This is a genomic window from Streptomyces sp. NPDC102279, assembly GCF_044766365.1.
GTDB lineage: Bacteria > Actinomycetota > Actinomycetes > Streptomycetales > Streptomycetaceae > Streptomyces.
Window position 1 is genome coordinate 165,723 of the sequence record NZ_JBIWLU010000017.1, and the last position, 23,995, is coordinate 189,717.

17 protein-coding genes and 1 riboswitch are annotated in these 23,995 nt (G+C 70.8%); of the genes, 11 read left to right on the forward strand and 6 right to left on the reverse strand.

Features of this window, described 5'->3' with window-relative positions; translation table 11 throughout:
• The first annotated feature begins 10 nt into the window (after positions 1-10).
• The 4 genes from nuoL (at position 11) to recQ (ending at position 7,426) form a co-directional block, all read left to right on the forward strand.
• On the forward strand, positions 11-1,924 hold the full coding sequence (gene nuoL, locus ACIRQH_RS36100; protein WP_388874789.1) for an NADH-quinone oxidoreductase subunit L: 1,914 nt from the start codon (positions 11-13) through the stop codon (positions 1,922-1,924).
• A 5-nt stretch (positions 1,925-1,929) separates the two neighbouring features.
• Complete coding sequence (locus ACIRQH_RS36105) at positions 1,930-3,501, forward strand: NADH-quinone oxidoreductase subunit M (protein WP_388874792.1); 1,572 nt, start codon at positions 1,930-1,932, stop codon at positions 3,499-3,501.
• Entirely contained in the window at positions 3,498-5,156 is a 1,659-nt protein-coding gene (gene nuoN, locus ACIRQH_RS36110; protein WP_388874795.1) for an NADH-quinone oxidoreductase subunit NuoN, read from the forward strand. Before ACIRQH_RS36105 ends, nuoN begins: the two co-directional genes overlap by 4 nt.
• A 236-nt stretch (positions 5,157-5,392) precedes the next feature.
• Positions 5,393-7,426, forward strand: a complete 2,034-nt coding sequence (gene recQ, locus ACIRQH_RS36115; RefSeq protein ID WP_404229285.1) for a DNA helicase RecQ — start codon at positions 5,393-5,395, stop codon at positions 7,424-7,426.
• Positions 7,427-7,729: 303 nt separating this feature from the next.
• On the opposite strand, the gene fahA is transcribed toward recQ, so the two are convergent.
• Complete coding sequence (gene fahA / locus ACIRQH_RS36120) at positions 7,730-8,959, reverse strand: fumarylacetoacetase (protein ID WP_388933907.1); 1,230 nt, start codon at positions 8,957-8,959, stop codon at positions 7,730-7,732.
• A gap of 227 nt (positions 8,960-9,186) precedes the next feature.
• On the opposite strand from fahA, the gene ACIRQH_RS36125 reads away from it, so the two are divergent.
• Both ACIRQH_RS36125 and ACIRQH_RS36130 read left to right on the forward strand, forming a co-directional pair.
• Positions 9,187-10,458 (forward strand): ATP-grasp domain-containing protein, encoded by a 1,272-nt coding sequence (locus ACIRQH_RS36125; RefSeq protein ID WP_388874801.1) that lies wholly within the window; start codon positions 9,187-9,189, stop codon positions 10,456-10,458.
• A 27-nt stretch (positions 10,459-10,485) separates the two neighbouring features.
• A complete protein-coding gene (locus ACIRQH_RS36130; protein ID WP_358821544.1) occupies positions 10,486-11,706 on the forward strand; it encodes an FAD-dependent oxidoreductase in 1,221 nt (406 codons plus the stop codon).
• A gap of 36 nt (positions 11,707-11,742) precedes the next feature.
• Here ACIRQH_RS36130 and ACIRQH_RS36135 read toward each other — a convergent pair whose 3' ends face one another.
• A complete protein-coding gene (locus tag ACIRQH_RS36135) occupies positions 11,743-11,907 on the reverse strand; it encodes a hypothetical protein (protein WP_404229254.1) in 165 nt (54 codons plus the stop codon).
• A gap of 383 nt (positions 11,908-12,290) precedes the next feature.
• Here ACIRQH_RS36135 and ACIRQH_RS36140 point away from each other — a divergent pair, with 383 nt between their 5' ends.
• Positions 12,291-13,100 (forward strand): HAD family hydrolase, encoded by an 810-nt coding sequence (locus ACIRQH_RS36140; protein ID WP_358821542.1) that lies wholly within the window; start codon positions 12,291-12,293, stop codon positions 13,098-13,100.
• 288 nt (positions 13,101-13,388) lie between these two features.
• On the opposite strand, the gene ACIRQH_RS36145 is transcribed toward ACIRQH_RS36140, so the two are convergent.
• From ACIRQH_RS36145 to ACIRQH_RS36155, 3 genes are all read right to left on the reverse strand, one after another.
• Positions 13,389-14,117 (reverse strand): transglycosylase SLT domain-containing protein, encoded by a 729-nt coding sequence (locus tag ACIRQH_RS36145; protein WP_388874809.1) that lies wholly within the window; start codon positions 14,115-14,117, stop codon positions 13,389-13,391.
• Between the two features lie 4 nt (positions 14,118-14,121).
• Positions 14,122-14,282, reverse strand: a riboswitch (cyclic di-AMP (ydaO/yuaA leader).
• 467 nt (positions 14,283-14,749) lie between these two features.
• Complete coding sequence (locus ACIRQH_RS36150; RefSeq protein WP_388874811.1) at positions 14,750-16,747, reverse strand: CocE/NonD family hydrolase; 1,998 nt, start codon at positions 16,745-16,747, stop codon at positions 14,750-14,752.
• Between the two features lie 10 nt (positions 16,748-16,757).
• On the reverse strand, positions 16,758-18,284 hold the full coding sequence (locus tag ACIRQH_RS36155; protein WP_404229258.1) for a peptide MFS transporter: 1,527 nt from the start codon (positions 18,282-18,284) through the stop codon (positions 16,758-16,760).
• A 302-nt stretch (positions 18,285-18,586) separates the two neighbouring features.
• Between ACIRQH_RS36155 and ACIRQH_RS36160 the strand changes: the two genes are divergently transcribed.
• The 4 genes from ACIRQH_RS36160 (at position 18,587) to ACIRQH_RS36175 (ending at position 23,304) form a co-directional block, all read left to right on the forward strand.
• A complete protein-coding gene (locus ACIRQH_RS36160; protein ID WP_358821539.1) occupies positions 18,587-19,597 on the forward strand; it encodes a polyprenyl synthetase family protein in 1,011 nt (336 codons plus the stop codon).
• 309 nt (positions 19,598-19,906) lie between these two features.
• Positions 19,907-21,169, forward strand: coding sequence for an outer membrane lipoprotein carrier protein LolA (locus ACIRQH_RS36165; protein ID WP_404229261.1), 1,263 nt, complete (start codon positions 19,907-19,909; stop codon positions 21,167-21,169).
• Positions 21,170-21,200: 31 nt separating this feature from the next.
• Positions 21,201-22,196: an ABC transporter ATP-binding protein gene (locus ACIRQH_RS36170; RefSeq protein WP_404229264.1), complete on the forward strand. Its 996-nt coding sequence runs from the start codon at positions 21,201-21,203 to the stop codon at positions 22,194-22,196.
• Positions 22,197-22,296: 100 nt separating this feature from the next.
• Positions 22,297-23,304: an ABC transporter permease gene (locus ACIRQH_RS36175; protein WP_388934031.1), complete on the forward strand. Its 1,008-nt coding sequence runs from the start codon at positions 22,297-22,299 to the stop codon at positions 23,302-23,304.
• Between the two features lie 21 nt (positions 23,305-23,325).
• Here ACIRQH_RS36175 and ACIRQH_RS36180 read toward each other — a convergent pair whose 3' ends face one another.
• Positions 23,326-23,910, reverse strand: a complete 585-nt coding sequence (locus ACIRQH_RS36180; protein ID WP_358821536.1) for an NAD(P)H-dependent oxidoreductase — start codon at positions 23,908-23,910, stop codon at positions 23,326-23,328.
• Positions 23,911-23,995 lie beyond the last annotated feature (85 nt).

Sequence of the window (23,995 nt, forward strand, 5' to 3'; positions counted from 1 at the left end):
TCGCTGAATCGTGGAGAACCTGATTGCGCTGCTCGTCGCAGCGCCTCTGCTCGGAGCGGCCGTACTGCTGTGCGGCGGCAGGCGGCTGGACGCCGTCGGCCACTGGATCGGCACCGCGCTCGCGGCGGCCTCCTTCGTGATCGGCGCCGTGCTCTTCGCCGACATGCTGGGGAAGGGCGCCGAGGACCGGTCCCTGACCCAGCACCTGTTCACCTGGATCCCCGTCGGGGGCTTCCGCGCGGACGTCGGCTTCCAGCTCGACCAGCTGTCGATGACGTTCGTGCTGCTGATCACCGGCGTCGGCTCGCTCATCCACCTGTACTCGATCGGGTACATGGAGCACGACGAGCGCCGCCGCCGTTTCTTCGGCTATCTGAACCTGTTCCTGGCGGCGATGCTGCTGCTCGTCCTCGCCGACAACTACCTGTTGCTGTACGTCGGCTGGGAGGGCGTCGGTCTCGCCTCGTACCTGCTGATCGGCTTCTGGCAGCACAAGCCCAGCGCCGCCACCGCCGCGAAGAAGGCCTTCCTGGTCAACCGCGTCGGCGACATGGGCCTGTCCATCGCCATCATGCTGATGTTCACGACCTTCGGGACCTTTGCCTTCGGGCCGGTGCTCGGCACCGAGGGCCACCCGGGCCTGGTCGGGGACGCCACCGAGGGCAAGCTCACCGCTGTCGCCCTGATGCTGCTCCTCGCGGCCTGCGGCAAGTCGGCCCAGGTGCCGCTGCAGTCCTGGCTCGGGGACGCGATGGAGGGCCCGACCCCGGTCTCGGCCCTCATCCACGCCGCGACGATGGTGACCGCCGGTGTGTACCTGATCGTGCGCTCGGCGAACGTCTTCAACGCGGCGCCCGACGCTCAGCTCGTCGTCACCGTGGTCGGCGGCGTCACGCTCCTGTTCGGTGCGATCGTCGGTTGCGCGAAGGACGACATCAAGAAGGCGCTGGCCGGCTCGACCATGTCGCAGATCGGCTACATGGTGCTCGCCGCGGGCCTCGGCCCCATCGGCTACGTCTTCGCGATCATGCACCTGGTGACGCACGGCTTCTTCAAGGCCGGGCTCTTCCTCGGCGCCGGTTCGGTCATGCACGGCATGAACGAAGAGGTGGACATGCGGAAGTTCGGCGGTCTGCGGAAGTACATGCCGGTCACCTTCGTGACGTTCGGCCTCGGTTACCTCGCGATCATCGGCTTCCCTGGCCTGTCCGGCTTCTTCTCCAAGGACAAGATCATCGAGGCGGCCTTCGCCAAGGGCGGCACCGAGGGCTGGATCCTCGGCAGCGTGGCCCTGCTGGGCGCCGCGATCACCGCGTACTACATGACGCGCGTGATGATCTTGACGTTCTTCGGCGAGAAGCGCTGGCAGCCCGACGCGGACGGCCACGAGCCGCACCCGCACGAGTCGCCCCGTTCCATGACGATCCCCATGATCGTGCTGGCCTTCGGGTCGGTGTTCGCCGGAGGCTTCTTCAGCATCGGCGACCGGTTCCTGCACTGGCTGGAGCCGGTCACCGGGCACTCCGAGGGCGACTCGCCCGTCAGTGCCCTCACGGTCACGGTGGCCACGATGGTGCTGCTGGTCGTCGGCGCGGGGATCGCCTACCTCCAGTACGGCCGCAGTTCCGTCCCGGTCGTCGCCCCGCGCGGGTCCGTGCTCACCCGGGCGGCCCGACGCGACCTGTACCAGGACGACTTCAACCATGTCGTGCTGGTGCGCGGCGGTGAGCACCTCACCCGCTCCCTGGTGTACGTCGACCACACGCTGGTCGACGGAGTCGTCAACGGGACGGCCGCCTCGGTCGGCGGTCTCTCCGGGCGGCTGCGCAAGCTGCAGAACGGCTATGCGCGCAGTTACGCGGTCTCGATGTTCGGCGGTGCGGCCATCCTCGTCGCCGCGACCCTGCTGATGAGGGCGGTCTGATACCGATGTCCTTTCCTCTGCTGACAGCGACGGCGGTGCTCCCGGCCCTCGGGGCGATCGCCACGGCCGCCGTGCCGGCCGCGCGGCGCGTCGCCGCCAAGTGGCTCGCGCTGGTGGTCTCCCTGGGCACCCTGGCGCTCGCCGTGGTCACCCTGGTGCGCTTCGACCCGGGCGGCGACCGCTACCAGCTCACCGAATCGCACGCCTGGATCGCGGACTTCGGGGTGCGGTACGAGCTGGGTGTGGACGGCATCGGGGTGGCGCTCGTCGCGCTCACCGCGCTGCTGATGCCGTTCGTGATCCTGGCGGGCTGGCACGACGCCGACCCGCAGGAGACCGGCAACAAGCGGTGGCGGCCGACGCAGGGCTTCTTCGCCCTGATCCTGGCCGTCGAGGCGATGGTGATCATCTCCTTCGAGGCCACCGACGTCTTCCTCTTCTACATCTTCTTCGAAGCCATGCTCATCCCGATGTACTTCCTCATCGGCGGCTTCGGGGACCGTGCCCACGAGCACGGCGACGAGGCGGCGGCGACCCAACGCTCGTACGCCGCGGTGAAGTTCCTCCTCTACAACCTCGTCGGCGGCCTGATCATGCTGGCCGCGGTGATCGGGCTGTACGTGGTGGCGGGGAACTTCTCGCTCCAGGAGATCGTCCAGGCCCGGGCCGACGGGTCGCTCCACATGGCGACCAGCACCGAGCGGTGGCTGTTCCTCGGCTTCTTCTTCGCCTTCGCGGTGAAGGCGCCGCTGTGGCCGCTGCACACCTGGCTGCCCAACGCCATGGGTGAGGCCACCGCCCCGGTCGCGGTACTGATCACGGCGGTCGTCGACAAGGTCGGCACCTTCGCGATGCTCCGCTTCTGCCTCCAGCTCTTCCCGGAGGCCAGCAAGTGGGCGACGCCAGTGATCCTCGTCCTGGCGCTGATCAGCATCATCTACGGTGCGCTGCTCGCGGTCGGACAGCGGGACATCAAGCGGCTGGTCGCGTACGCGTCGATCTCGCACTTCGGCTTCATCGTCCTGGGCATCTTCGCGATGACCACCCAGGGCCAGTCGGGCGCGACGCTCTACATGGTCAACCACGGGATCTCGACGGCAGCCCTGATGCTGGTGGCCGGCTTCCTGATCTCGCGGCGCGGCTCGCGTCTGATCGCCGACTACGGAGGGGTGCAGAAGGTCGCCCCGGTGCTCGCGGGCACCTTCCTGATCGGCGGTCTCGCGACCCTCTCGCTCCCCGGGCTCGCGCCCTTCGTGAGTGAATTCCTGGTCCTGGTCGGCACGTTCACGCGCTACCCGGCCGTCGGCATCATCGCCACCTTCGGCATCGTCCTCGCCGCGCTCTACACCCTCGTCCTGTACCAGCGGACGATGACGGGCCCGGTCAAGGCGGAGGTCGCCGAGATGCCGGACCTCAGGGTGCGCGAGCTCCTGGTGGTCGCCCCGCTGATCGCTCTGCTGATCTTCCTGGGCGTCTACCCGAAGCCGGTCACCGACATCGTCAACCCGGCGGTCAAGCAGACCATGTCAGATGTACACAAAAAGGACCCCCAGCCCGAGGTGGAGGCGGCCAAGTGAGCGCATCAGCCGTCCACAGCCTGTGGACAACGGCGGCAGTCGCGGCCGACCCGATCCCCAAGATCAACGCACCGAAGATCGAATACGGGCAATTGTCCCCCGTCTTGATCATTCTCGGCGCCGCGATCATCGGGGTCCTGGTCGAGGCGTTCGTGCCGCGCAAGTCCCGTTACTACGCACAGCTGTTCGTCTCCGTCGTCGCACTCGCCGCCGCGTTCGCCGCGGTGGTCGCGCTCGCGGCCGGCGGATACGGCACCACCAAGGCGCACATCGCCGCGATGGGTGCCATCGCGGTCGACGGACCGGCCCTGTACCTCCAGGGCACGATCTTGCTGGTCGGTCTGCTCGGCGTGTTCACCTTCGCCGAGCGGCGCCTCGATCCCGAGGCGCACGGCAACCGCGTCGACTCCTTCGCCGCGCAGGCCGCGTCCGTGCCCGGCAGCGACAGCGAGAAGGCGGCCGTGAAGGCCGGGTTCACCACCACGGAGGTGTTCCCGCTGCTGCTCTTCGCGATCAGCGGCATGCTGGTCTTCCCGGCCGCCAACGACCTGCTGACGCTGTTCATCGCGTTGGAGGTCTTCTCGCTCCCGCTGTACCTGCTCTGCGCCCTGGCCCGCCGCAAGCGGCTCATGTCGCAGGAGGCCGCGGTGAAGTACTTCCTGCTCGGCGCCTTCGCCTCCGCGTTCACCCTCTTCGGCATCGCCCTGCTGTACGGCTACGCGGGCTCCGTGTCGTACGCGACGATCTCGCAGGTCGTCGACGGCACGATCACCAGCGTCGACCCGGCGCTCGCCGGCACCATGGGCAACGACGTCCTGCTGCTCATCGGCACCGGCCTGATCGTCATGGGCCTGCTCTTCAAGGTCGGCGCGGTGCCCTTCCACATGTGGACACCGGACGTCTACCAGGGAGCGCCGACCCCCGTCACCGGCTTCATGGCGGCGGCGACGAAGGTGGCCGCGTTCGGCGCGCTGCTGCGTCTGCTGTACGTCGTCCTGCCAGGCCTGCGCTGGGACTGGCGGCCGGTCATGTGGGCGGTGGCGATCGTCACCATGCTGGGCGGCGCGATCGTCGCGATCACCCAGACCGACATCAAGCGGCTGCTGGCGTACTCGTCGATCGCGCACGCGGGATTCATCCTCGCGGGTGTCATCGCGACGTCGCCCGACGGCGTCTCGTCGGTGCTCTTCTACCTGGGCGCGTACTCGTTCGTCACGGTCGGCGCCTTCGCGGTCGTCACGCTCGTCCGGGACGCGGGAGGCGAGGCCACGCACCTGTCCAAGTGGGCGGGGCTCGGACGCCGGTCGCCGTTGGTGGCCGCGGTGTTCGCGATCTTCCTGCTCGCCTTCGCCGGCATTCCGCTGACCTCCGGGTTCGCAGGAAAGTTCGCCGTGTTCAAGGCGGCGGCTGAGGGCGGCGCGGGCGCGCTGGTCGTGGTCGGTGTGATCTCGTCGGCGATCGCCGCGTTCTTCTACATCCGCGTGATCGTGCTGATGTTCTTCAGCGAGCCGAAGCCCGAGGGGCCGACGGTCGCCGTGCCGTCGCCGCTGACCATGACCGCCATCGCGGTGGGCGTGGTGGTCACGCTGGTGCTGGGTGTGGCGCCGCAGTACTTCCTGGACCTGGCCGGCCAGGCCGGGGTCTTCGTGCGCTGAACGCCACGTCACACGGGCCGGGCCCCGCTCCTCTCCTGGGAGCGGGGCCCGGCCCGTTCGCGCGGGCGCCTCGGCTCCGGTGGGCCCAGTGCGCGTCGGGCGTCGGCCGTGGGACGGACGCGCTTCGATGCGTAGGGAAGTCGGGCGGTCGCAGCCTGTGGACAACTCTCGGACTGTCGGCGCGGACCCCTATCGTGGACGCAGTGGTCGAGGCGCGACGTACGGGGGACAGGACGATGGGCGGGACGGGTGTGATGACCGGAGCGGACGCGACGGAGACGCTGGGCGAGGGCGAGGCACTGGCCACCCTCCACCGGGTCTTCGGATACGACGCCTTCCGCGGCGAGCAGGAAGCGATCATCGAGCACGTGGTGGCGGGCGGTGACGCCGTCGTCCTGATGCCGACCGGGGGCGGCAAGTCCCTCTGCTACCAGATTCCGTCCCTGGTCAGACCAGGTACGGGCATCGTGGTCTCGCCGCTCATCGCGCTCATGCAGGACCAGGTGGACGCGCTGCGGGCGCTGGGCGTGCGCGCCGGGTTCATGAACTCCACGCAGGACTTCGACGAGCGGCGCGTGGTCGAGGCCGAGTTCCTGGCCGGCGAGCTCGACCTGCTCTACCTCGCCCCGGAGCGGCTGCGTCTGGAGTCCACGCTGGACCTGATCTCGCGGGGCAAGGTCTCCCTCTTCGCGATCGACGAGGCGCACTGTGTCGCACAGTGGGGTCACGACTTCCGCCCCGACTATCTGGCGCTGTCCCTGCTCGGCGAGCGCTGGCCGGACGTCCCGCGGCTCGCGCTGACGGCCACGGCCACGCGTGCCACGCACAAGGAGATCACCCAGCGCCTGGGCATGCCGACCGCCCGCCACTTCGAGGCGAGCTTCGACCGGCCCAACATCCAGTACCGGATCGTGCCCAAGGCCGACCCCAAGAAGCAGTTGCTGGCCTTCCTGCGCGAGGAGCACGCGGGCGACGCGGGCATCGTCTACTGCCTCTCGCGCAACTCCGTGGACAAGACGGCGGAGTTCCTCTCGCGCAACGGCATCGAGGCGGTGCCCTACCACGCGGGCCTGGACTCGGGGACCCGCGCCGCCCACCAGTCGCGCTTCCTGCGGGAGGACGGACTCGTGGTGGTCGCCACGATCGCCTTCGGCATGGGCATCGACAAGCCGGACGTACGGTTCGTCGCGCACCTCGACCTGCCGAAGTCGGTGGAGGGGTACTACCAGGAGACGGGCCGGGCCGGCCGGGACGGAATGCCGTCCACGGCGTGGATGGCGTACGGCCTGCAGGACGTGGTCCAGCAGCGCAAGATGATCCAGGGCTCGGAGGGGGACGAGGCGTTCCGCCGCCGGGCCGCCTCCCACCTGGACGCGATGCTCGCCCTGTGCGAGACGGCGCAGTGCCGGCGATCCCAGCTCCTCGCCTACTTCGGCCAGGACCCGAACACCCCGGCCTGCGGGAACTGCGACACCTGCCTGACGCCCCCCGAGACCTGGGACGGCACGCTCGCCGCCCAGAAGCTGCTGTCCACCGTGGTGCGCCTGCAGCGTGAGCGGGGACAGAAGTTCGGCGCGGGGCAGATCGTCGACATCCTGCTCGGCCGGCGGACCGCCAAGGTGATCCAGTTCGACCACGACCAGCTGTCCGTCTTCGGGATCGGGGAGGAGCTGGCCGAGGCCGAATGGCGCGGTGTCGCGAGACAGCTGCTGGCCCAGGGCCTGATCGCGGTCGAGGGCGAGTACGGCACGCTGGTGCTGACCGACGCCAGCGGGACCGTGCTGCGGCGCGAGCGGGACGTGCCGCTGCGCAAGGAGCCGCCGAAGCCGGTGGTCTCCCGGTCGTCCGGCTCCAGGGGCGAGCGGAAGGCCAAGGCCGCCGCCGCGGCGGCCGAGCTGCCGGCCGAACTCGTCCCCGCCTTCGAGGCGCTGCGTGCCTGGCGCGGCGAGCAGGCGCGCGAGCAGGGCGTCCCGGCGTACGTCATCTTCCACGACGCCACGCTGCGGGAGATCGCCACGCTGTGGCCGACCTCGGTGAGGGACCTGGGCACCATCAGCGGGGTGGGCGAGAAGAAGCTCGCCACGTACGGGGAGGGCGTGATCGCGGTGCTGGCCTCGCTGGGCGGCGGCGCACTCGCACCCGCGGCCGCCCCGGCCCCGGCACGGGCGCCGGTCGCCGCGGCCTCGGTTCCTGCCCGGGCGGCCGACCACGTACCCGACCCGGACTGGCCCGAGCTGGACCAGGAGCCCGAGCCCGAGGACTGGATGTAGCGCGCGACGCCCCGTCGCCGGGCGAGGGCACCGGCTGAGCGCACCGGGAAGGGCATCGGCGCGGACACCCGGACCGAGTGCACCGGCCGAGGGCCCGGTCGAGGACACAGGCCTGGGGCGCCGGGCCAGAACACGGGCAAATGAGACCGCGTGGCGGGCCGGCCCGCCGTCGTGGCCGGACCAGTCCGCTCCGCGCGGGCCCCGGACCGGTCGTGCAGCGGGTCACGGTGGCCAGGGCCCTGGCCACCGTGACACGGACTCTCCGTCTCTCCGTCGAGGGACGGCCCGTTACGGGACGGCCCGTTACGGGGTGACGGCCGGGGTGATGCGGCCACGGACCTCGCCCAGGCCGACCCGGGTGCCACCCGGGCCCGGTGCCCAGGCCGTCAGGGTGACCTCGTCGCCGTCCTCCAGGAACGTCCGCTTGCCGTCGGGGAGTTCGAGGGCGTCGCGGCCGTTCCAGGTGAGTTCGAGCAGGGAGCCGCGCTCCGCGTCGGAGGGGCCGCTGACGGTTCCGGAGCCGTACAGGTCGCCGGTGCGCAGGGAGGCGCCGTTCACCGTCATGTGCGCCAGTTGCTGCGCGGCCGTCCAGTACATGGTGGAGAAGGGCGGCTCGGAGACGACGTGGCCGTTGACGGCGACGGAGATCCGGAGGTCGTAGCCGCCCGGGTCCTCGGTGGCGTCGTCGAGGTAGGGGAGAAGGGAGTGCGTGCGGGCCGGGGGCGCGACGCGGGCGTCGTCGAGGGCGTCGAGCGGGGTGATCCAGGCCGACACCGACGTGGCGAAGGACTTGCCGAGGAACGGGCCGAGGGGGACGTACTCCCAGGCCTGGAGATCGCGGGCCGACCAGTCGTTGAGGAGGCAGAGCCCGAAGACGTGGTCGCGGTAGTCGCCGAGACCCACAGGACGGCCCATCTCCGTGGCGGCGCCGACGACGAAGCCGACCTCCGCCTCGATGTCCAGCCGGATCGACGGGCCGAAGACGGGGGCGGGGTCCGCGGGGGCCTTGCGCTGACCCGACGGGCGTACGACGTCCGTGCCGGACACCACGACCGTGCCGGAGCGGCCGTGGTAGCCGATCGGCAGGTGCTTCCAGTTGGGCGTGAGGGAGTCGGCGGCGTCGGGACGGAAGATCTGGCCGACGTTCCGGGCGTGGTTCTCGGAGGCGTAGAAGTCGACGTAGTCCGCGACGGTGAAGGGGAGGTGGAGCGTCACCTCGGAGAGGGGATGGAGATGGGGAGCGAGGGTGTCCCGGTGTGCCGGGACGGTCACCCAGGCCGTCAGCGCGCGCCGGACGTCGGACCAGGCTGTGCGGCCCGCGGCAAGCAGCGGGTCGAGCGTCGGCCGCGCGAGCAGCCCGGCATACGGGGAGCCGAGCGCACGGGCCGCGGCACCCGCGTCCAGCACATGGTCGCCGAGGCGTACGCCCACGCGCCGCTCCGCGGCACCCGCCGCGCCGGTCGGGGAGAACACGCCGTACGGGAGGTTGTGCGGGCCGAAGGGATCGCCCTCGGGGACATCGAAGGGGGGCATCGGTTGGTGCCTCGCTTTCGGATCGTACGCGCCATGTGATCTATGCGTTCCACGCGTTTCATGTGGTCGGGGCACACGTTACGGGGGAGTGGGCCCGCAGCGGCAGTGTCTAAAGAGTTTGCAATGTCCGAAATGGCCTTGTCGGAGGTGGCAATTCCGGCTTAGCGTCCTTTGGGGGACACGGACGGGGTGGGTCCGGTCCGTAGGGGGGACATGTGGGGGGACCCATGGCCAGGAGTTCCAGCGGCGTGCCCGTCGACGCCGACCGTGAAGTCCCGGGCCTCATAGTCAAGTTCGGCGCCTACCCGTTGCACCACGGCGGTGTGGGCGCCATCCGGAGCCTGGGCCGGCTCGGCATACCCATGTACGCCATCACCGAGGACCGGTACACGCCGGCCGCCAGCTCGCGCTATCTGCAGCGCGCGTTCGTGTGGCCGACCACGGGGACGGAGGAACCCGAACAGCTCGTCGAGGGCCTGTTGCGCGTCGGCCGGCGCATCGGCCGCCCCACGGTCCTCGTCCCGACCGACGAGGAGGCCGCGGTACTGATCGCCGAGCATCAGGAGGAGTTGGCCGACCGGTTCCTCTTCCCGCGGGTGGACGCCAAACTGCCGCGTCGGCTCGCCAGCAAGCAGGGGCTGCACGAACTGTGCGTGGAACACGGCATCCCCAGCCCCGCCGCGGCCTTCCCGCAGTCGTACGAGGAGATCGAGGCGTTCGCCGAGAAGGCGCGTTTCCCGCTCGTCGCGAAGAACCGGGAGGCCTTCGTGCGCCGCAGCCGGCCCGCGGTGAACGGGACGACCCGGATCGCGACCCGCGAGGGACTGCTGGCGCTCGCCCGCGACTGGGGGCCGCAACCCGGCGTGATCCTCCAGGAGTACCTGCCGAGGGAGGACGCGGAGGACTGGATCGTGCACGCCTGTTTCGACGCGGACTCGACACCGCTCGCGATGTTCACCGGCGTCAAGGTCCGCTCCTGGCCGCCGCACGCGGGTATGACGGCGAATGCGTACGTCGTCGACAATCCGGAACTCGCGGACATCGCCGCACGTTTCATCAAACAGATCGGCTTCACCGGAATCATCGACCTCGACCTGCGTTTCGACCGCCGGGACGGTCAGTACAAGCTGCTCGACTTCAACCCGCGCATGGGCGCCCAGTTTCGGCTCTTCGAGAGCGAGTCGGGGATCGACGTCGTCCGTGCCCTGCACCTGAACCTGACCGGCCGGAGTGTTCCGGAGGGGGAACAGCGCGCCGGCCACCGTTACATCGTGGAGAACATCGACCTGCCGGCTCTGCTCGCCTACCGGCGCAGCGGTTACACGACACCGCACGCGCCGGCCCGCGCGAGCGGTACCGAGCTGGCCTGGCTCGCGGGTGACGACCTGCGGCCGTTCTTCACGATGCTCGCGCGCTTCGTGCGGCCGGGCGCGAAGCACCTGTACCAACTGTGGCGGACCAACCGCCGCGGCAGCAGTAGCAGTTCCACCGCGAAGTAGGCGTAGTACGTCCTGGGGAGGGACTTCGTGATTCATCCCGTAGCAGTCATCGGCGCGGGGCCGTTCGGACTGTCGACCGCCGCCCATCTGCGGGCGCGGGGCATTCCGGTGCGGGTCTTCGGTGAGCCCATGGTGAGCTGGCGCGACCACATGCCCGAGGGAATGATCCTCAAGTCGACTCCGGCCGCCTCGAACATCGACGCCCCGCAGCAGGGGCACACCCTCGGCGACTACTGCGTGGCGGCGGGGATACCGCGCCTCGTCACGGACGAGGACATCATCCCGGTCGAGACGTTCATCGCGTACGGGGAGTGGTTCCGGCAGAAGCTCGTGCCCGATCTGGAGCGGGTGCGGGTCGTCTCGGTCGACCGAAGGAGCGGCCGGGACGCGGACGGGTCCGGTGGTTTCGACATCAAGCTGGACTCGGGGGAGTCGTTCACCGCGCGCGCGGTCGTCGTCGCCACCGGGCTGTCCGGGCTGGCCCACCTGCCCGCCGAGCTGGCCGGGGCGGCGGCGGACGGTCCCACGCCCTCGGGCCCGGTCTCGCACAGCTCGCAGAACCACGACCTGCGCCGGTTCTCCGGAAAGGAGCTGATCGTCGTCGGCGCCGGTCAGTCCGCCCTGGAGACGGCGGCACTGGCGGCGGAGGCGGGCGCGCAGGTGCGTGTCGTGTCCCGGGGCAAGGGGGCGGTCGCCTTCGGGGCGCCTCCGTGGGACCAGCCGAGGCTGCGCCCCGAGTCGCCGTTCGGGCGCGCCTGGTCCCTGTGGGCCCTGAGCTACTACCCGCAGCCCTACCGTCATCTGCCCGCCGAGGCCCGGCACTACCTGGTGCGCCGGGTACTCGGACCCCTCGGTGCGTGGTGGCTCCGCGACCGTTTCGAGGGCAAGGTCGCCGTCCGTGAGGTGCAGCGGATCGTCAGCACGGCGGCCACCGACGGGAAGCCCGTCCTCACGGTGCGCACCCCCGGCGGCCGGGTCGACGAACTCACCGCCGACCACGTCATAGCGGCGACCGGCTATCGCGTCGACATCGCCGCGATGGACTTCCTCGGGCATGAACTCCGAGCAGGGCTGGCCGCGAGCCGCGGCACGCCGAGGCTGGGCGCCGGATACCGCTCCTCACTCCCGGGGCTGTACTTCACGGGCCTGCCGGCGGCGTCCTCGTACGGTCCGGTGATGCGCTTCGTGTGCGGCACGGAGTTCGCCTCCCCGCGGCTCGCCAAGCACCTGGCGGCCGCGCACGGGTGAGTCACCGGACCACTCGCCCGCCGGGCAACCCGTCCGTCAGGACTCCTCCGTGAGGGTCCGGGCGCCCGAGTTGCCCGGTGGGGCGGGGCGCACGGTCCACCGGAAGAGGCCGCCGTCCGACGCCGGGTCGCCCGAGGGCCGCATGCCGCGGGAGCCGGGTGCGAAGGCGAGGTGGTGCGCCAAGAACTCGGGGACAGGCACTCCTCTGTCCTCGGGGTCCCTTCGTGGACCGTGCCCATCGGCGGGCCATGAAGTCCCCGATCGCCTCACGTGGGTTGGCGGCCCGGGTGTCCTCGATGTCCCGGCCCGGGCTGTCCATGTCGAAGACCACGGCCGGGAGGGGGGTGGCCGAAGACGCTCGTGAGGGTGGCGTCGGCGGTGATCGTCGTGACGGATCAGGGGTGTTGAGCCGTTGTGATCGTTCCTGCACGGGAAAGTCCGTCTGAGCGGAAGCGGGCCCTGCGTGATCCCAACCGGTCGCAACGCGCCTGCCACCGTACGGTGAACGGCGTTGCTGACGGGATACCGGACGTCGTCCGGTTCACGCCGGGCCGATGTGTCGTCCGATCCGTATTCTTCGGATCATGGCCGCTCCGACTGCATATTCACTCATCGCCACTGACCTGGACGGAACGCTGCTGCGCGGCGACGACACGCTCTCCGACCGGTCGCGGGCCGCGTTGGCGAAGGTGACCGCTTCGGGCGCCCAGCACCTGGTGGTGACGGGCCGTCCCGCACCGCGCGTTCGACCGCTGCTCGACGAACTCGGCGGTGAGGGGCTGGCGGTGTGCGGTCAGGGCGCGCAGCTGTACGACGCCGGGGCGGGCCGGATGCTGTGGTCGGTGACCCTGGACAGGGAGTTGGCGGAGACGGCCCTCGGAAAGATCGAGGCGGAGGTCGGCCTGCTGTACGCGGCGGTGGACCAGGACGGCGTGGACGGGCTGACGCTCATCGAGCCGGGCTATGTGATGCCGCACCCCACGCTTCCGGCGGTGCGGGTACGGCGGCGGGACGACCTGTGGGCGCAGCCGATCAGCAAGGTGCTCCTCCGCCATCCCTCGCTGTCCGACGACGAGTTGGCGTCGGCGGCGCGGGGAGTGGTCGGTTCGCTGGCGACGGTCACCATGTCGGGGCCCGGGACCGTCGAACTCCAGCCATGCGGGGTGACCAAGGCCACCGGCCTCGCGCTCGCCGCGACCCACCTCGGCCTCACCCCGTCGGCGACGCTGGCCTTCGGGGACATGCCCAACGACATCCCGATGTTCGACTGGGCGGCCCACGGGGTCGCGATGGCCAACGCCCATCCGGAACTGAAGGCCGTGGCGGACGAGGTCACCCTCTCGAACGAGGAGGACGGGATCGCGGTGGTCCTGGAACGGATCTTCGGGTTCTAGGAGGGGAGCCGGCCCGGGGCATCCGCCGTCGCCCCGGGCTGCGCCCTTCGCACTCCCGGCGTGCGACCGTCCAGCGCACGCGGTCCGCCACCATCCCGTGCACGTGGTCCGCTTCGGCCCAGTGGTCCGCCACCGCCCCGCGCACGTGGTCCGCTTCGGCCCAGCGCACGCGGTCCGCCACCGTCCCGCGGCACCGGTCGTTCACCGGACGGGCCGGTACGCCACCGCCGGCGGACCCGAAGGTGCCGCCGGCCGGTGTCGTGCGAGGGCGCGGGTGCGCCGGTGCGATCAGTAGGCGCCGTTGACGTTGTCGATCGAGCCGTACTTGTCGGCGGCGTAGTTGCAGGCGGCCGTGATGTTGGCGACCGGGTCGTAGGGGTCCATCGACGTGCCGGCCACGTGGTAGGCCTGGAACGTGGGGTCGATGACCTGCAGGAGGCCCTTCGAGGGAGTGCCCGCGACCGCGTTGGAGTCCCAGTTGTTGATGGCCTGGGGGTTGCCGGAGGACTCGCGCATCACGTTGCGGTAGATGCCGTCGTAGCTGCCCGGAATGCCCGCCTTGCCCATGATGTCCAGGGACTGCTTGATCCAGCCGTCCAGGTTGTTGGCGTAGGTGGTGGCGGAGGCCTGGGTGGCGGTGGTCTTGGCGGCCGTGGTCGCCTTGGCCGGCGCCTTCAGGGTCTTCGTGCCGACGGTCAGCGTGAGGCCCGTGCGGAGGTGGCCGGGGTTGTCGCCGATGACCGCGCGGTTCGCCGCGTACAGCTTCTGCCAGCCGCCGCTCGACGGGTACTTCTTCGCGATCTTGGTCAGGGTGTCGCCTGCGACCACCTTGTAGGTGATGAGCTGGACGTTCGGGACGACCGCGGTCTTGGCGGTCTTCGCGACCTGGGGGGTCGCGGCGTGGGCGCCGGTCGCGCCCATGAGGGGGAGGGCGAGGGCGAGGGCGCCCGTTCCGGCGGCGATCATTCCGCGGGTGATGAAGGTGGTTCGGGCGTGACGGTGCGTACCTGCGGGCATGACGAAATGTCCTCTCCGACGCCTACGAGGTGAGCTGTCGGGTTCGGGCGGGAGATGCCCGGTCGCGCTTTTGGGCGCGGCTTCACCCCTAGCCGGTCCGGTCTCCCGGGTCGGCGGCTTACCTGCGGTTCCCCCGCTCCTGCCGTGCGTGGGTGGGTGGGTTACCGGGCGGCGGCAGGATTAGGCGATCCGCTCGGTGCGACGAGAACGTATGCGACTGCACATGTCGGGAACAAGGCCTGATGTGGCGGTGAAGATCGCTTTTGCCTGTTTAGGGCGAGGGTGATACGTCCGATTACGCCGGAATTGAATCCTCAACTTGCCTTTGGCAAAGGGGGTGGCAAGGAGTGGGTGCGGGGTGATCCACTGGCGCCCGCGTGACCCAACTCACGCGCCCGGGGGTCATCAAGGCGGCATGCCGGGCAAGTCGGGCATTACGCCACCACTGTTCGGGGTGCGGGGAGTTCCCGGACGCCCACCGGCCAGGGCGCGCGGCGCGCGAGACCGGCGGGGTGGCGGAGCGCGGGCCCGAGAGGGCGCCGGTGAAATGTGCCGCGTGGAGGCGGAGTTGACGGTTCCCGGGTCGAGGCCGGGCGGGGCGGCCGGTGAACTGCCGTCCCCGCCCGGTTCTTTCAGCCCGCGCTGCGCGGGATGCGCTTCTCCCAGGTCCGGTGGAAGACGACCTCGTCGCCGTCCCGGCAGACGACCTCGTTGGAGGTGATGAACTCCTGCGCGTCGCACGTGAGGACCGACGTCGTCTCGACGCGGGCGTCCCAGGGCAGGTCGGGGCGGTGCAGCCGGACCGACCAGGTGGACCGGGCGCGGGCGGACAGCGGGTCCGACTCGTCGATCGTGTACGTCTCCCGCGCGTCCTCCGTGAACTCCAGACCGTCGGGATACACGCGGGTGCCGCCGTAGCGGGGGTCCACGTCGAGGCGCCAGGTGCCCGCGGCCACGTCGCGCAGGACCAGGCGCTCCGGGCGGGGCTCGTCGAGCGTCACCGGGACCACCACGCCGAGGGGCTCGGCCTCCTCCGCCTCCTCGAAGGTGATGGAGGGGTCCGACTCCGGGGTCCGCACCGGGAGTTCCAGGCTGCTGCCCTCCGGGTCCAGCGTGAATCCGGCCTCGGAGCCGGGCTGCGGCCAGACCCAGGGCCAGTACGCCGAGGAGACGCTCAGGCGGATGCGGTGACCCGGGGGGAACGCGTAGCCGATGCCGTTCAGCTCGAACTCCACGTCCTCCGTGATGCCCGGTTCCCAGGGAATCGCCTGGTCGCGGCCACGGCGTGCCGACAGGTTCAGGACGCCCCGGGTGACCAGCGTGGAGGCGCCGTCGGGGGTCACGTCGCACAGCCGGGCGATCACCTGGCCCCGGGCGGACGCCGACGTCAGCCGCAGGCGGACCCGGGGCCGGCCCAACACCCACGTCTCCTCAGGAACTTCGAACTCGAAGCAGGCCGACCGGGCGTCCTCCTCGCGCTGGTCCGGCGGCAGGTCCGCGTCGTTCCCGAACGGGAAGAAACGGCCCGCGTCGATCCCCGTGTGCTGCGGGGAGCGAACCAGGAGCGGGGCGCCCTGGAACGCGTACGGGACGGGCGTCACCGACGGCGAGGGCCACGCGGGGTCGCCGACCCAGCGGCCGGGCAACTCCTCGTACACGGTCGCCGGGGGATGCGCGTCCATCACGTAGGAGCGGAGCAGGGGGACGGCGAGCGCGCCCGAGTCCTCGTCCTTGAGCCAGTGGTCCCACCAGCGGAGCGTCTCCTGGAGGAAGCCGATCGCCGGCCCCGGCGGCAGGCCCCGGTCGGGGTACTGGTGGGACCAGGGGCCGATGAGACCCCGTACGCGATCCGGCGGCAGGTTCTCGACCAGGCGCAGCACGGTGTCGCGGTACGGGTCGTGCCAGCCGCCGACCGCGAGGACCGCCGCACGGATCGCGCCGTAGTCCTCGCAGACGCTGCCGTGCCGCCAGTAGGCGTCCCGGGTCTGGTGCGCCAGCCAGGTGTGGACGAGCGGGTCGACGCCCTCCAGCCGCCTGGTCCACATGTCGCGCCACATCACCTCGCCGACGTGCACCGGGTCCGGCGGGCGGGCGACGAAGGCGAGCATGGTGGCCGCCCAGGCGTGCATGTCGACGGCGAGGACGGAACCACCCGTGTAGTGCACGTCGTTGTCATAGCGGTCGTCCGTCGAGCAGACCGTGACGACCGCCTTGAGCGGCTCGGGTGCGAGGGCCGCGATCTGGAGGGAGTTGAAGCCGCCCCAGGAGATCCCGAACATGCCGACCCGGCCGGTGCACCAGGGCTGGGAGGCCAGCCACTCCACCACGGCGACACCGTCGGCCAGCTCGGTCTCGGAGTACTCGTCGCCCGGCATGCCCTCCGAGTTGCCGTGGCCGCGCACGTCGACGCGGACGGAGGCGTAGCCGTGCCCGGCGTACCAGGGATGGCGCTGCCGGTCGCGCGGTGCCGTCCAGTCGGTCAGCCGGTACGGGAGGTACTCCAGGAGCGCCGGTACGGGCTCCTCCGTCACCGGGCGCCAGATCCGGGCGTAGAGCAGGGTGCCGTCCGGGAGAGGGACGAGGACGTCCTCGTGAACGGTCTCGTAGGGGAAGGACGTACGGATGCGCATGCGGGTCACCTCAGTGGACGGGATACATCGTGCGGCGGAGCCAGGGGGCGAGGGCCATCACGGCCAGGCCCGCCGCCACCGCGATCGCGCCGTTGACGCCGAAGTAGGCGGGCTTGGAGACGTCGTCGTGGAGCTTCACCGTCCGGGCCTGGATGCCGTTGGCGAGCGCGAGCGACAGGAACCAGAGGGACATGGTCTGGCTGGAGAAGGCGGCGGGGGCGAGCTTGGTGGTCGCCGACATGCCGGACGTCTCCAGGAGGACGTCACCGAGCCCGAGCAGCAGGTAGGAGCCGACGATCCACCAGACCGACATCAGGTAGCCGTCCCCGGAGTGGCCGGAGGTCGGCACCACCGTGAGCAGGAACGACAGACCTCCGAGGACGACCCCGAGGGCGATCTTGTTCGAGGCGTGCGGCTGGCGGTCGCCCATCCGCACCCAGACGGCGGCCACCACCGGCGCGAGGGCGACCTCGAAGGCGCCCAGCGCGGAGGCGTACCAGCCGGCCGGGAAGTCGAATCCGAAGATGGTCGACTCGGCGCTCGACGAGGCCAGCAGGATCATCGTCGAGTACGCCTGGAAGAGGATGAAGTTGAAGACCGTCGAGGCGAGGAAGAGGACCACGTACGGGCGCAGCCGGCCGCGCTCCTCGGCCGTCACCCGGGGGCTGGTGAACATCACCGCGAAGTAGACGACGGGCATGATCACCGAGACGACCGTCAGCAGGTCGACGAAGCGGTCCATGGTCAGCCGGCCGACGGAGGCGAGGAGCACGGCGAGGACCGCGACGGCCAGCAGTCCGAGGACGATCCGGAGGACGGCACGGCGCATGGCGTCCGGCGCGAGGGCGAATTGCGCCGCCCGGGTGCGTCCGGCCAGGTGACGGCGGCCCGCCACGTACTGGATCAGGCCGAACGTCATGCCGATCGCCGCCGCGGAGAAGCCCCAGTGCCAGCCCTCGTGGTCGCCGAGCCAGGCGGTGATCAGGGGGCCGGCGAAGGCGCCGATGTTGATCGCCATGTAGTAGAGGGCGAAACCCGCGTCGCGGCGCTCGTCGTCGGTCCGGTAGAGCTTGCCGACCATGGTGGCGACGTTCGGTTTGAGCAGGCCGGTTCCCGCGCTGATCAGGCCGAGGCCCGCCCAGGTCGCGGCGGCCGCCGGGATCGCCATGGCGTAGTGGCCGCAGGCGATCAGGATGCCGCCCCACAGGACCGCGCGGTACGCGCCGAGCATCCGGTCGGCGAGCCGGCCGCCGGCGACGGAGACCAGGTAGACGAGCGTTCCGTAGGCCGCCGAGACCGACGCCGCGGTGCCCGGCGCCATGCCGAGCCCGCCGTGGGCCACCGTGTCGGCGAAGTAGAGGACCAGGATCGCCTGCATGCCGAGGAACGAGAAGCGCTCCCAGACCTCCAGGCCGGAGAGCGTCAGGAGCCCCCTCGGCTGACCGAGGAAGGCGGTGTCGTCGGCCGGGGGCGGGCCGGGCTCGGCTGCCACGGAGCCACGGGACACTGGCACCCTCTTCCGCGTAGCTCGGTACATGTCATCGTATGTCAGCTCGTATCAACTGATCATGAACATACCTTCGGCTCTCGGATACTGCCCGGGAGTAGGGGTACTCGCAGAGCGGGTACGCGGGCATGTTCCGTGTGTCCTACAGGTGTCGTCCCGCGTACCTCCTGGCGGAGTCGACTCGGCCGGGGGACGGTGGGCGCTCGTGGTGATCGAAACGTGACCGGATACGCTGACTTGAGTGATGGCAGCGACACATCGACAAACCGTGTCATCGACCGAATGATCGACCGAGTTCGCCATGTGATCGTCAGCAGACAGGAGAACCTCTCGTGACCGTCGTCGGGCCGTTCGGGCTGAGCGTGCGGGACCAGGCTCTCGAAGCCGATGTCCAGGCCGGATTGGCGGCTGTCGAGGAGGGTTTGCTCGAAGCCACCAAGAGCGAGGTCCCCTTCATCACGGAAGCCGCCCAGCACCTCGTGCGTGCCGGGGGGAAGCGGTTCAGGCCGCTGCTCGTCATGCTCGCAGCCCAGTTCGGTGATCCCTACGCGCCGGGTGTCGTGCCCTCGGCCGTGGTCGTCGAGCTGACGCATCTCGCCACGCTGTACCACGACGACGTGATGGACGAGGCCGAGGTCAGGCGCGGTGTCGACAGCGCCAACGCCCGCTGGGGCAACTCGGTGGCCGTCCTCACCGGAGACTTCCTCTTCGCCCGCGCCTCGTACATCCTGGCCGACCTCGGGCCCGACGCCGTCCGCATCCAGGCCGAGGCGTTCGAGCGGCTGGTGACCGGCCAGATCCTGGAGACCGCGGGTCCGCGCGACGGCCGGGACCCGGTCGATCACTACCTCGACGTGCTGAGCGGCAAGACCGGCTCGCTGGTCGCCGTCGCCTGCCGCTTCGGCGCGATGATGTCGGGCGCCGACGAGACGGTCGTCGACGTGCTGACGCAGTACGGCGAGCGCCTCGGCGTGGCCTTCCAGCTCGCGGACGACGTCCTCGACATCGCCTCCGAGTCGCACGAGTCGGGCAAGACCCCGGGGACCGACCTGCGCGAGGGCATCCCCACGCTGCCGGTGCTGCGGCTGCGGGAGCGCGCGGAGCGGCTGGGCCTCGCCGAGGACGTCGCGCTGTGCGAGCTGCTGGACTCCGACCTGACGGACGACGCGCGGCACGCGGAGGCGCTGACCCGGCTGCGGGAGCACCCCGCGCTGGAGCAGGCCCGCCGGGACACCGTGCGGTACGCGGAGGACGCGCGCTCGGCGCTGGCCCCGCTGCCCGAGTGCGACGCCAAGGCCGCCCTGGTCGAGCTGGCGGACGCCGTGGTGCACCGGGCCGGCTGAGCGGTCCACCTGCCTGTTTCCCGAGTTCACACGGGCGTTCCCGGCGGTCCCGCCGGGCCGCCGGTGACCCGCCGCGCGAAGAGGGCGGTGCCCGCCCCGGTACGACCCCTACGGGTCCGGGGAGGCACCGCCCTCTCGTGTCATACCGCAGGACTACGCGGAGTTGATTCCGCGGGCTGACGCTTCCATCCCACCGATTTGGTCATATGGAGAGCACCACTCCTCACCGGTTCGGGTGAGAATGGCGGCTTAGGGGTGGAGCAGGGGCAGGACCACAGAGCCGCCGCCGACGACGGAGGTAAGGCACACATGGCACCGTACGAAACCGACGACAGTACGAAGGCCGCCGACGAGGCCGACGACGTGCGCGCCGGGCGGAACAGGGCCGCAAGGTACGTCGTTCCGGTCGTGGTGGTGGGGGTGGCGGCGGCGACCATCGGGCTCGTCCCCGCGCTCGCCTCGTCCGGGGACCCCGACCTGCCGAAGGTCACCGCGCAGCAACTCATCGAGAAGATCGCCAAGTCGGACGTCCAGCAGCTGTCCGGCACGGTCAAGATCACCACCGACCTGGGACTGCCCGACCTGGGCGGGCTGGCGAGCGGCTTCGCCTCCGGGGCCGTCAAGGGCGACGGCGGGTCCTCCGCCGACCCGCAGTCCAAGCTCATGGAGCTGGCCTCGGGCACGCACACGCTGCGCGTCGCCGCCGACGGCCCGGACAAGGGCAAGGTCTCCCTCCTCGACAACGCCGCCGAGTACAGCGTCATCCACAACGGCAAGGACGTCTGGGGGTACGACAGCAAGTCGAACGAGGTCTACCACGCGACCGCCCCCGAGTCCGCGGACGCGAAGGGCAAGACGCCGCACGACGTTCCGGCCACGCCCAAGGACCTCGCCGACGAGGCACTCACGGCCGTGGACGACACGACGTCCGTGACCGTCGACGGCACCGCGCAGGTCGCCGGCCGCGACGCGTACAAGCTGGTCGTCAAGCCCAGGCAGTCCGGCTCCACGGTCGGCGCGATCAGCATCGCGGTGGACGCGAAGACCGGGCTGCCGCTGAAGTTCACGCTGACCCCGGCGAGCGGTGGCGCGGCCGTCGTGGACGTGGGCTTCACCAAGGTCGACTTCTCCCGGCCGGCCGCCTCGACGTTCGCCTTCACCCCGCCGAAGGGCGCGAAGGTCACCGAGGGCGACGATCACCAGAGTGCCGGGAAGACGCGGCACCAGGGTCCGGACAAGGTGTTCCCCAAGGGCGACGAGTCGCTCCCCAAGGGTGACAAGGACCTGGGCAAGGGCCTCGACGGCGTGAAGACCATCGGCAAGGGCTGGAGCACGATCGCCGAGTTCGACACCGGCGGTCAGGGCATGCCGTCCGGCGCGAAGGGCTCGTCCGGCAACAGCGACGTCGACGGCTTCCTGAACTCCCTCGGCGACCACGTCACCGGCAAGTTCGGCTCGGGCACGGTCTTCTCCACCCGCCTGGTCAACGCGCTGATCACGGACGACGGCAAGGTGTACGCCGGTGCCGTCACCAAGGCCGCGCTGGTGAAGGCGGCCGACGCGGCCCACTGAGTCCCGCAGGCACGCCGAACCGAGGGAGCCCATGGAGGAACGGTCCGCCACCGAGCCCGATCCGGCGAAGGCCGCGCGCGGCACCGCGTCCGACGACGGCGCGGCGATCGCGACGCGCTCACTGAGCAAGCGCTACCGCGGCGGACAGCTCGCCGTGGACGGTCTGGACCTGACCGTCCCGGCGGGCAGCGTCTTCGGCTTCCTCGGGCCGAACGGCTCGGGCAAGACCACCACCATCCGCATGCTGATGGGCCTGATCGAGCCGACCTCGGGCACGGCCCGTGTCCTGGGGCAGCCCATGCCCCGGGCCACGCGGGCCGTGCTCCCGCACGTCGGGGCCCTGATCGAGGGCCCCGCGCTGTACGGCTTCCTCTCCGGGCCGGACAACCTCCTGCGGTACGACGCCGCCGACCCGGCTGCCGACCCGCGCACCCGGCGGACCCGTGTCGCCGCCGCCCTCGACCGGGTCGGACTGACCGCGGCGGGCAGCAAGAAGGCGAAGGCGTACTCCCTCGGCATGAAGCAGCGGCTCGGGCTCGCGGCCGCGCTGCTCCAGCCCCGCCGGCTGCTCGTCCTGGACGAACCGACCAACGGGCTCGACCCGCAGGGCATGCGCGAGATCCGCTCCCTGGTCAGGGAGCTGGCCTCCGACGGCACCACCGTCTTCCTCTCCTCGCATCTCCTCGACGAGATCGAGCAGGTCTGCACGCACGCCGCCGTGATGGCGCGGGGACGGCTCATCACCCAGGGCGCCGTCGCCGACCTCGCGGCGGGCGCACGCGGACGGCTGATCGTGACCACCCCGGACGCGGGAGACGCGGCCCGGGTCCTCAAGGAGCAGGGCGTGACGGATCTCGTCGTGACGGAGACAGGGGTGACCGCCGAACCACCGGACCGCGAACTCGCCGAGCTGAACGCCGTGTTGGTCACGGCGGGTGTCCGGGTCCGTGGCTTCGGGGTCGAACGGGCCTCGCTGGAGGACGCCTTCGTGGCGCTGACGGGGGAGGGCTTCGATGTCGCGGGCTGAGAGTCTTCCGGAGACCGGCCGCACCGGGGAGGGGACGGGGTCACAGCCGCACTACGGGGCGGATGCGGGGGCGGAGGCGCAGGCCGGCTCCCCGGCCGCGGTGGATGCCCCGGCCCCCACCGAAGGGGCCGCGGAGACGAGGGCGCCATCCGGCTCCGCAGGGGGAGCGGCACCGGGCGCGCAAGCCACCGCCAAGGCCAGCGGGCCGGACACGCCATCGACACGCCCGGCCGCCGCCGCACGCACCGCGCCGGCCGGACGGAAACCGAACCCGCTCTGGACCTTCGGTCTCTTCCGCAGCGAGCTGGTCACCACCTTCCGGCGCTGGCGGACGATCGCGCTGCTCGCCGTGCTCGCGGCCGTGCCGATCCTCATCGGCGTGGCGATCCGGATCGAGACGAGCGACGGTGCGTCCGCGGGCGGAGGCGGCGGCGAGGGCCCCGCGTTCATCGCGCAGATCACCAACAACGGCCTGTTCCTGGTGTTCACGGCGCTGGCCGCGACCCTCCCCTTCTTCCTGCCGATGGCGGTCGGGGTCATCGCCGGCGACGCGATCGCCGGCGAGGCCAACGCGGGCACCCTGCGCTATCTCCTCGTAGCGCCCGCGGGCCGCACCCGGCTGCTTCTCACCAAGTACGCGACCACGATGACGTTCTGCCTGGTGGCGACCCTGGTCGTGGCGGTGTCGGCGCTCACGGTGGGCGCGCTGCTGTTCCCGCTGGGCGAGCTGACCACCATCTCCGGTACCCGTATCAGCTTCACCGAGGGGCTCGGCCGGGCGCTGCTCATCGCCCTCGCCGTCGCCGCGTCACTGATCGGCGTGGCCGCGCTCGGCCTGTTCGTCTCGACCCTCACCAACAGCGGCATCGCGGCCATGGCGACGACGGTCGGCCTGCTCATCACCGTCCAGATCCTCGACCAGATCCCGCAGTTGCACACGCTCCAGCCGTACTTCTTCTCCCACTACTGGCTGTCCTTCGCCGACCTCATGCGCGAACCGGTCTACTGGGACGACCTGACCCGCAACCTCGGCCTCCAGGCGCTGTACGCGGCCGTGTTCGGTTCGGCGGCGTGGGCACGCTTCACGGCCAAGGACATCACCGCCTGACGGCACCCGGACGCGGGGTGCTCACACGTCGTACGGGAAGCGGGCGAGCGGCGGTTCCTGCGCGAAGAAGGTCTTCGCGCGGGCCAGGGCGTCGGCGTCGTTCAGTACGTCGCCGCGCCGGCTGCCGTTGCCGAGCAGGACCCCGCCGAACCGCATCCCCATGTAGGCGGCCGAGTTGTTCAGCGTGCCCACCAGCGGATCCGCGACCACCTGCTCCTCGTGCGCGAGGGCGGTGACACCCCACAGGGTGCGCCCGGCGAGGGTCTCCTTGAAGTCGATGCCGGGCGTGCGGAGCCAGCCCGACCAGTAGTCCAGGTACCGCTTGGTGAGGCCGGACACCGAGTACCAGTACAGCGGCGAGGCGATCACGATGTCGGTGGCCGCGAGTGTGGCGTCGAGGAGCAACTCCGGGACGGTGCCGGTGGGCGGACGGACGTGGTCGCTGTCGCGGCGCAGGTCCATGAAGTCGGGGAGCGCGTGCTCGGCCAGGTTCAGCCAGCGCTGCCCGACGTCCGGGGGCAGTTGCTCGGCGGCCTTGCGGGCCAACAGCTCGGTGTTGCCCTCGGCGCGGCTGCTGCCCAGCACGAACAGGAAATTCCGGGTCATGGCTCCCCCTGGGGTACGCGCCACCGATCGCGACGCGACGACTACATGCGTGGACAATATATGCGTACGCATTTAGTTGTCCAGG

What these genes read in the sequence shown, in the direction of transcription:
- ACIRQH_RS36165 (WP_404229261.1), top strand. Translation starts at nt 19,907, where the DNA reads ATGGCACCGTACGAAACCGACGACAGTACGAAGGCCGCCGACGAGGCC.
- ACIRQH_RS36180 (WP_358821536.1), bottom strand. Translation starts at nt 23,910, where the DNA reads ATGACCCGGAATTTCCTGTTCGTGCTGGGCAGCAGCCGCGCCGAGGGC.
- ACIRQH_RS36140 (WP_358821542.1), top strand. Translation starts at nt 12,291, where the DNA reads ATGGCCGCTCCGACTGCATATTCACTCATCGCCACTGACCTGGACGGA.
- fahA (WP_388933907.1), bottom strand. Translation starts at nt 8,959, where the DNA reads ATGCCCCCCTTCGATGTCCCCGAGGGCGATCCCTTCGGCCCGCACAAC.
- recQ (WP_404229285.1), top strand. Translation starts at nt 5,393, where the DNA reads ATGGGCGGGACGGGTGTGATGACCGGAGCGGACGCGACGGAGACGCTG.
- ACIRQH_RS36105 (WP_388874792.1), top strand. Translation starts at nt 1,930, where the DNA reads ATGTCCTTTCCTCTGCTGACAGCGACGGCGGTGCTCCCGGCCCTCGGG.
- ACIRQH_RS36170 (WP_404229264.1), top strand. Translation starts at nt 21,201, where the DNA reads ATGGAGGAACGGTCCGCCACCGAGCCCGATCCGGCGAAGGCCGCGCGC.
- ACIRQH_RS36155 (WP_404229258.1), bottom strand. Translation starts at nt 18,284, where the DNA reads ATGTACCGAGCTACGCGGAAGAGGGTGCCAGTGTCCCGTGGCTCCGTG.
- ACIRQH_RS36125 (WP_388874801.1), top strand. Translation starts at nt 9,187, where the DNA reads ATGGCCAGGAGTTCCAGCGGCGTGCCCGTCGACGCCGACCGTGAAGTC.
- ACIRQH_RS36145 (WP_388874809.1), bottom strand. Translation starts at nt 14,117, where the DNA reads ATGCCCGCAGGTACGCACCGTCACGCCCGAACCACCTTCATCACCCGC.
- ACIRQH_RS36150 (WP_388874811.1), bottom strand. Translation starts at nt 16,747, where the DNA reads ATGCGCATCCGTACGTCCTTCCCCTACGAGACCGTTCACGAGGACGTC.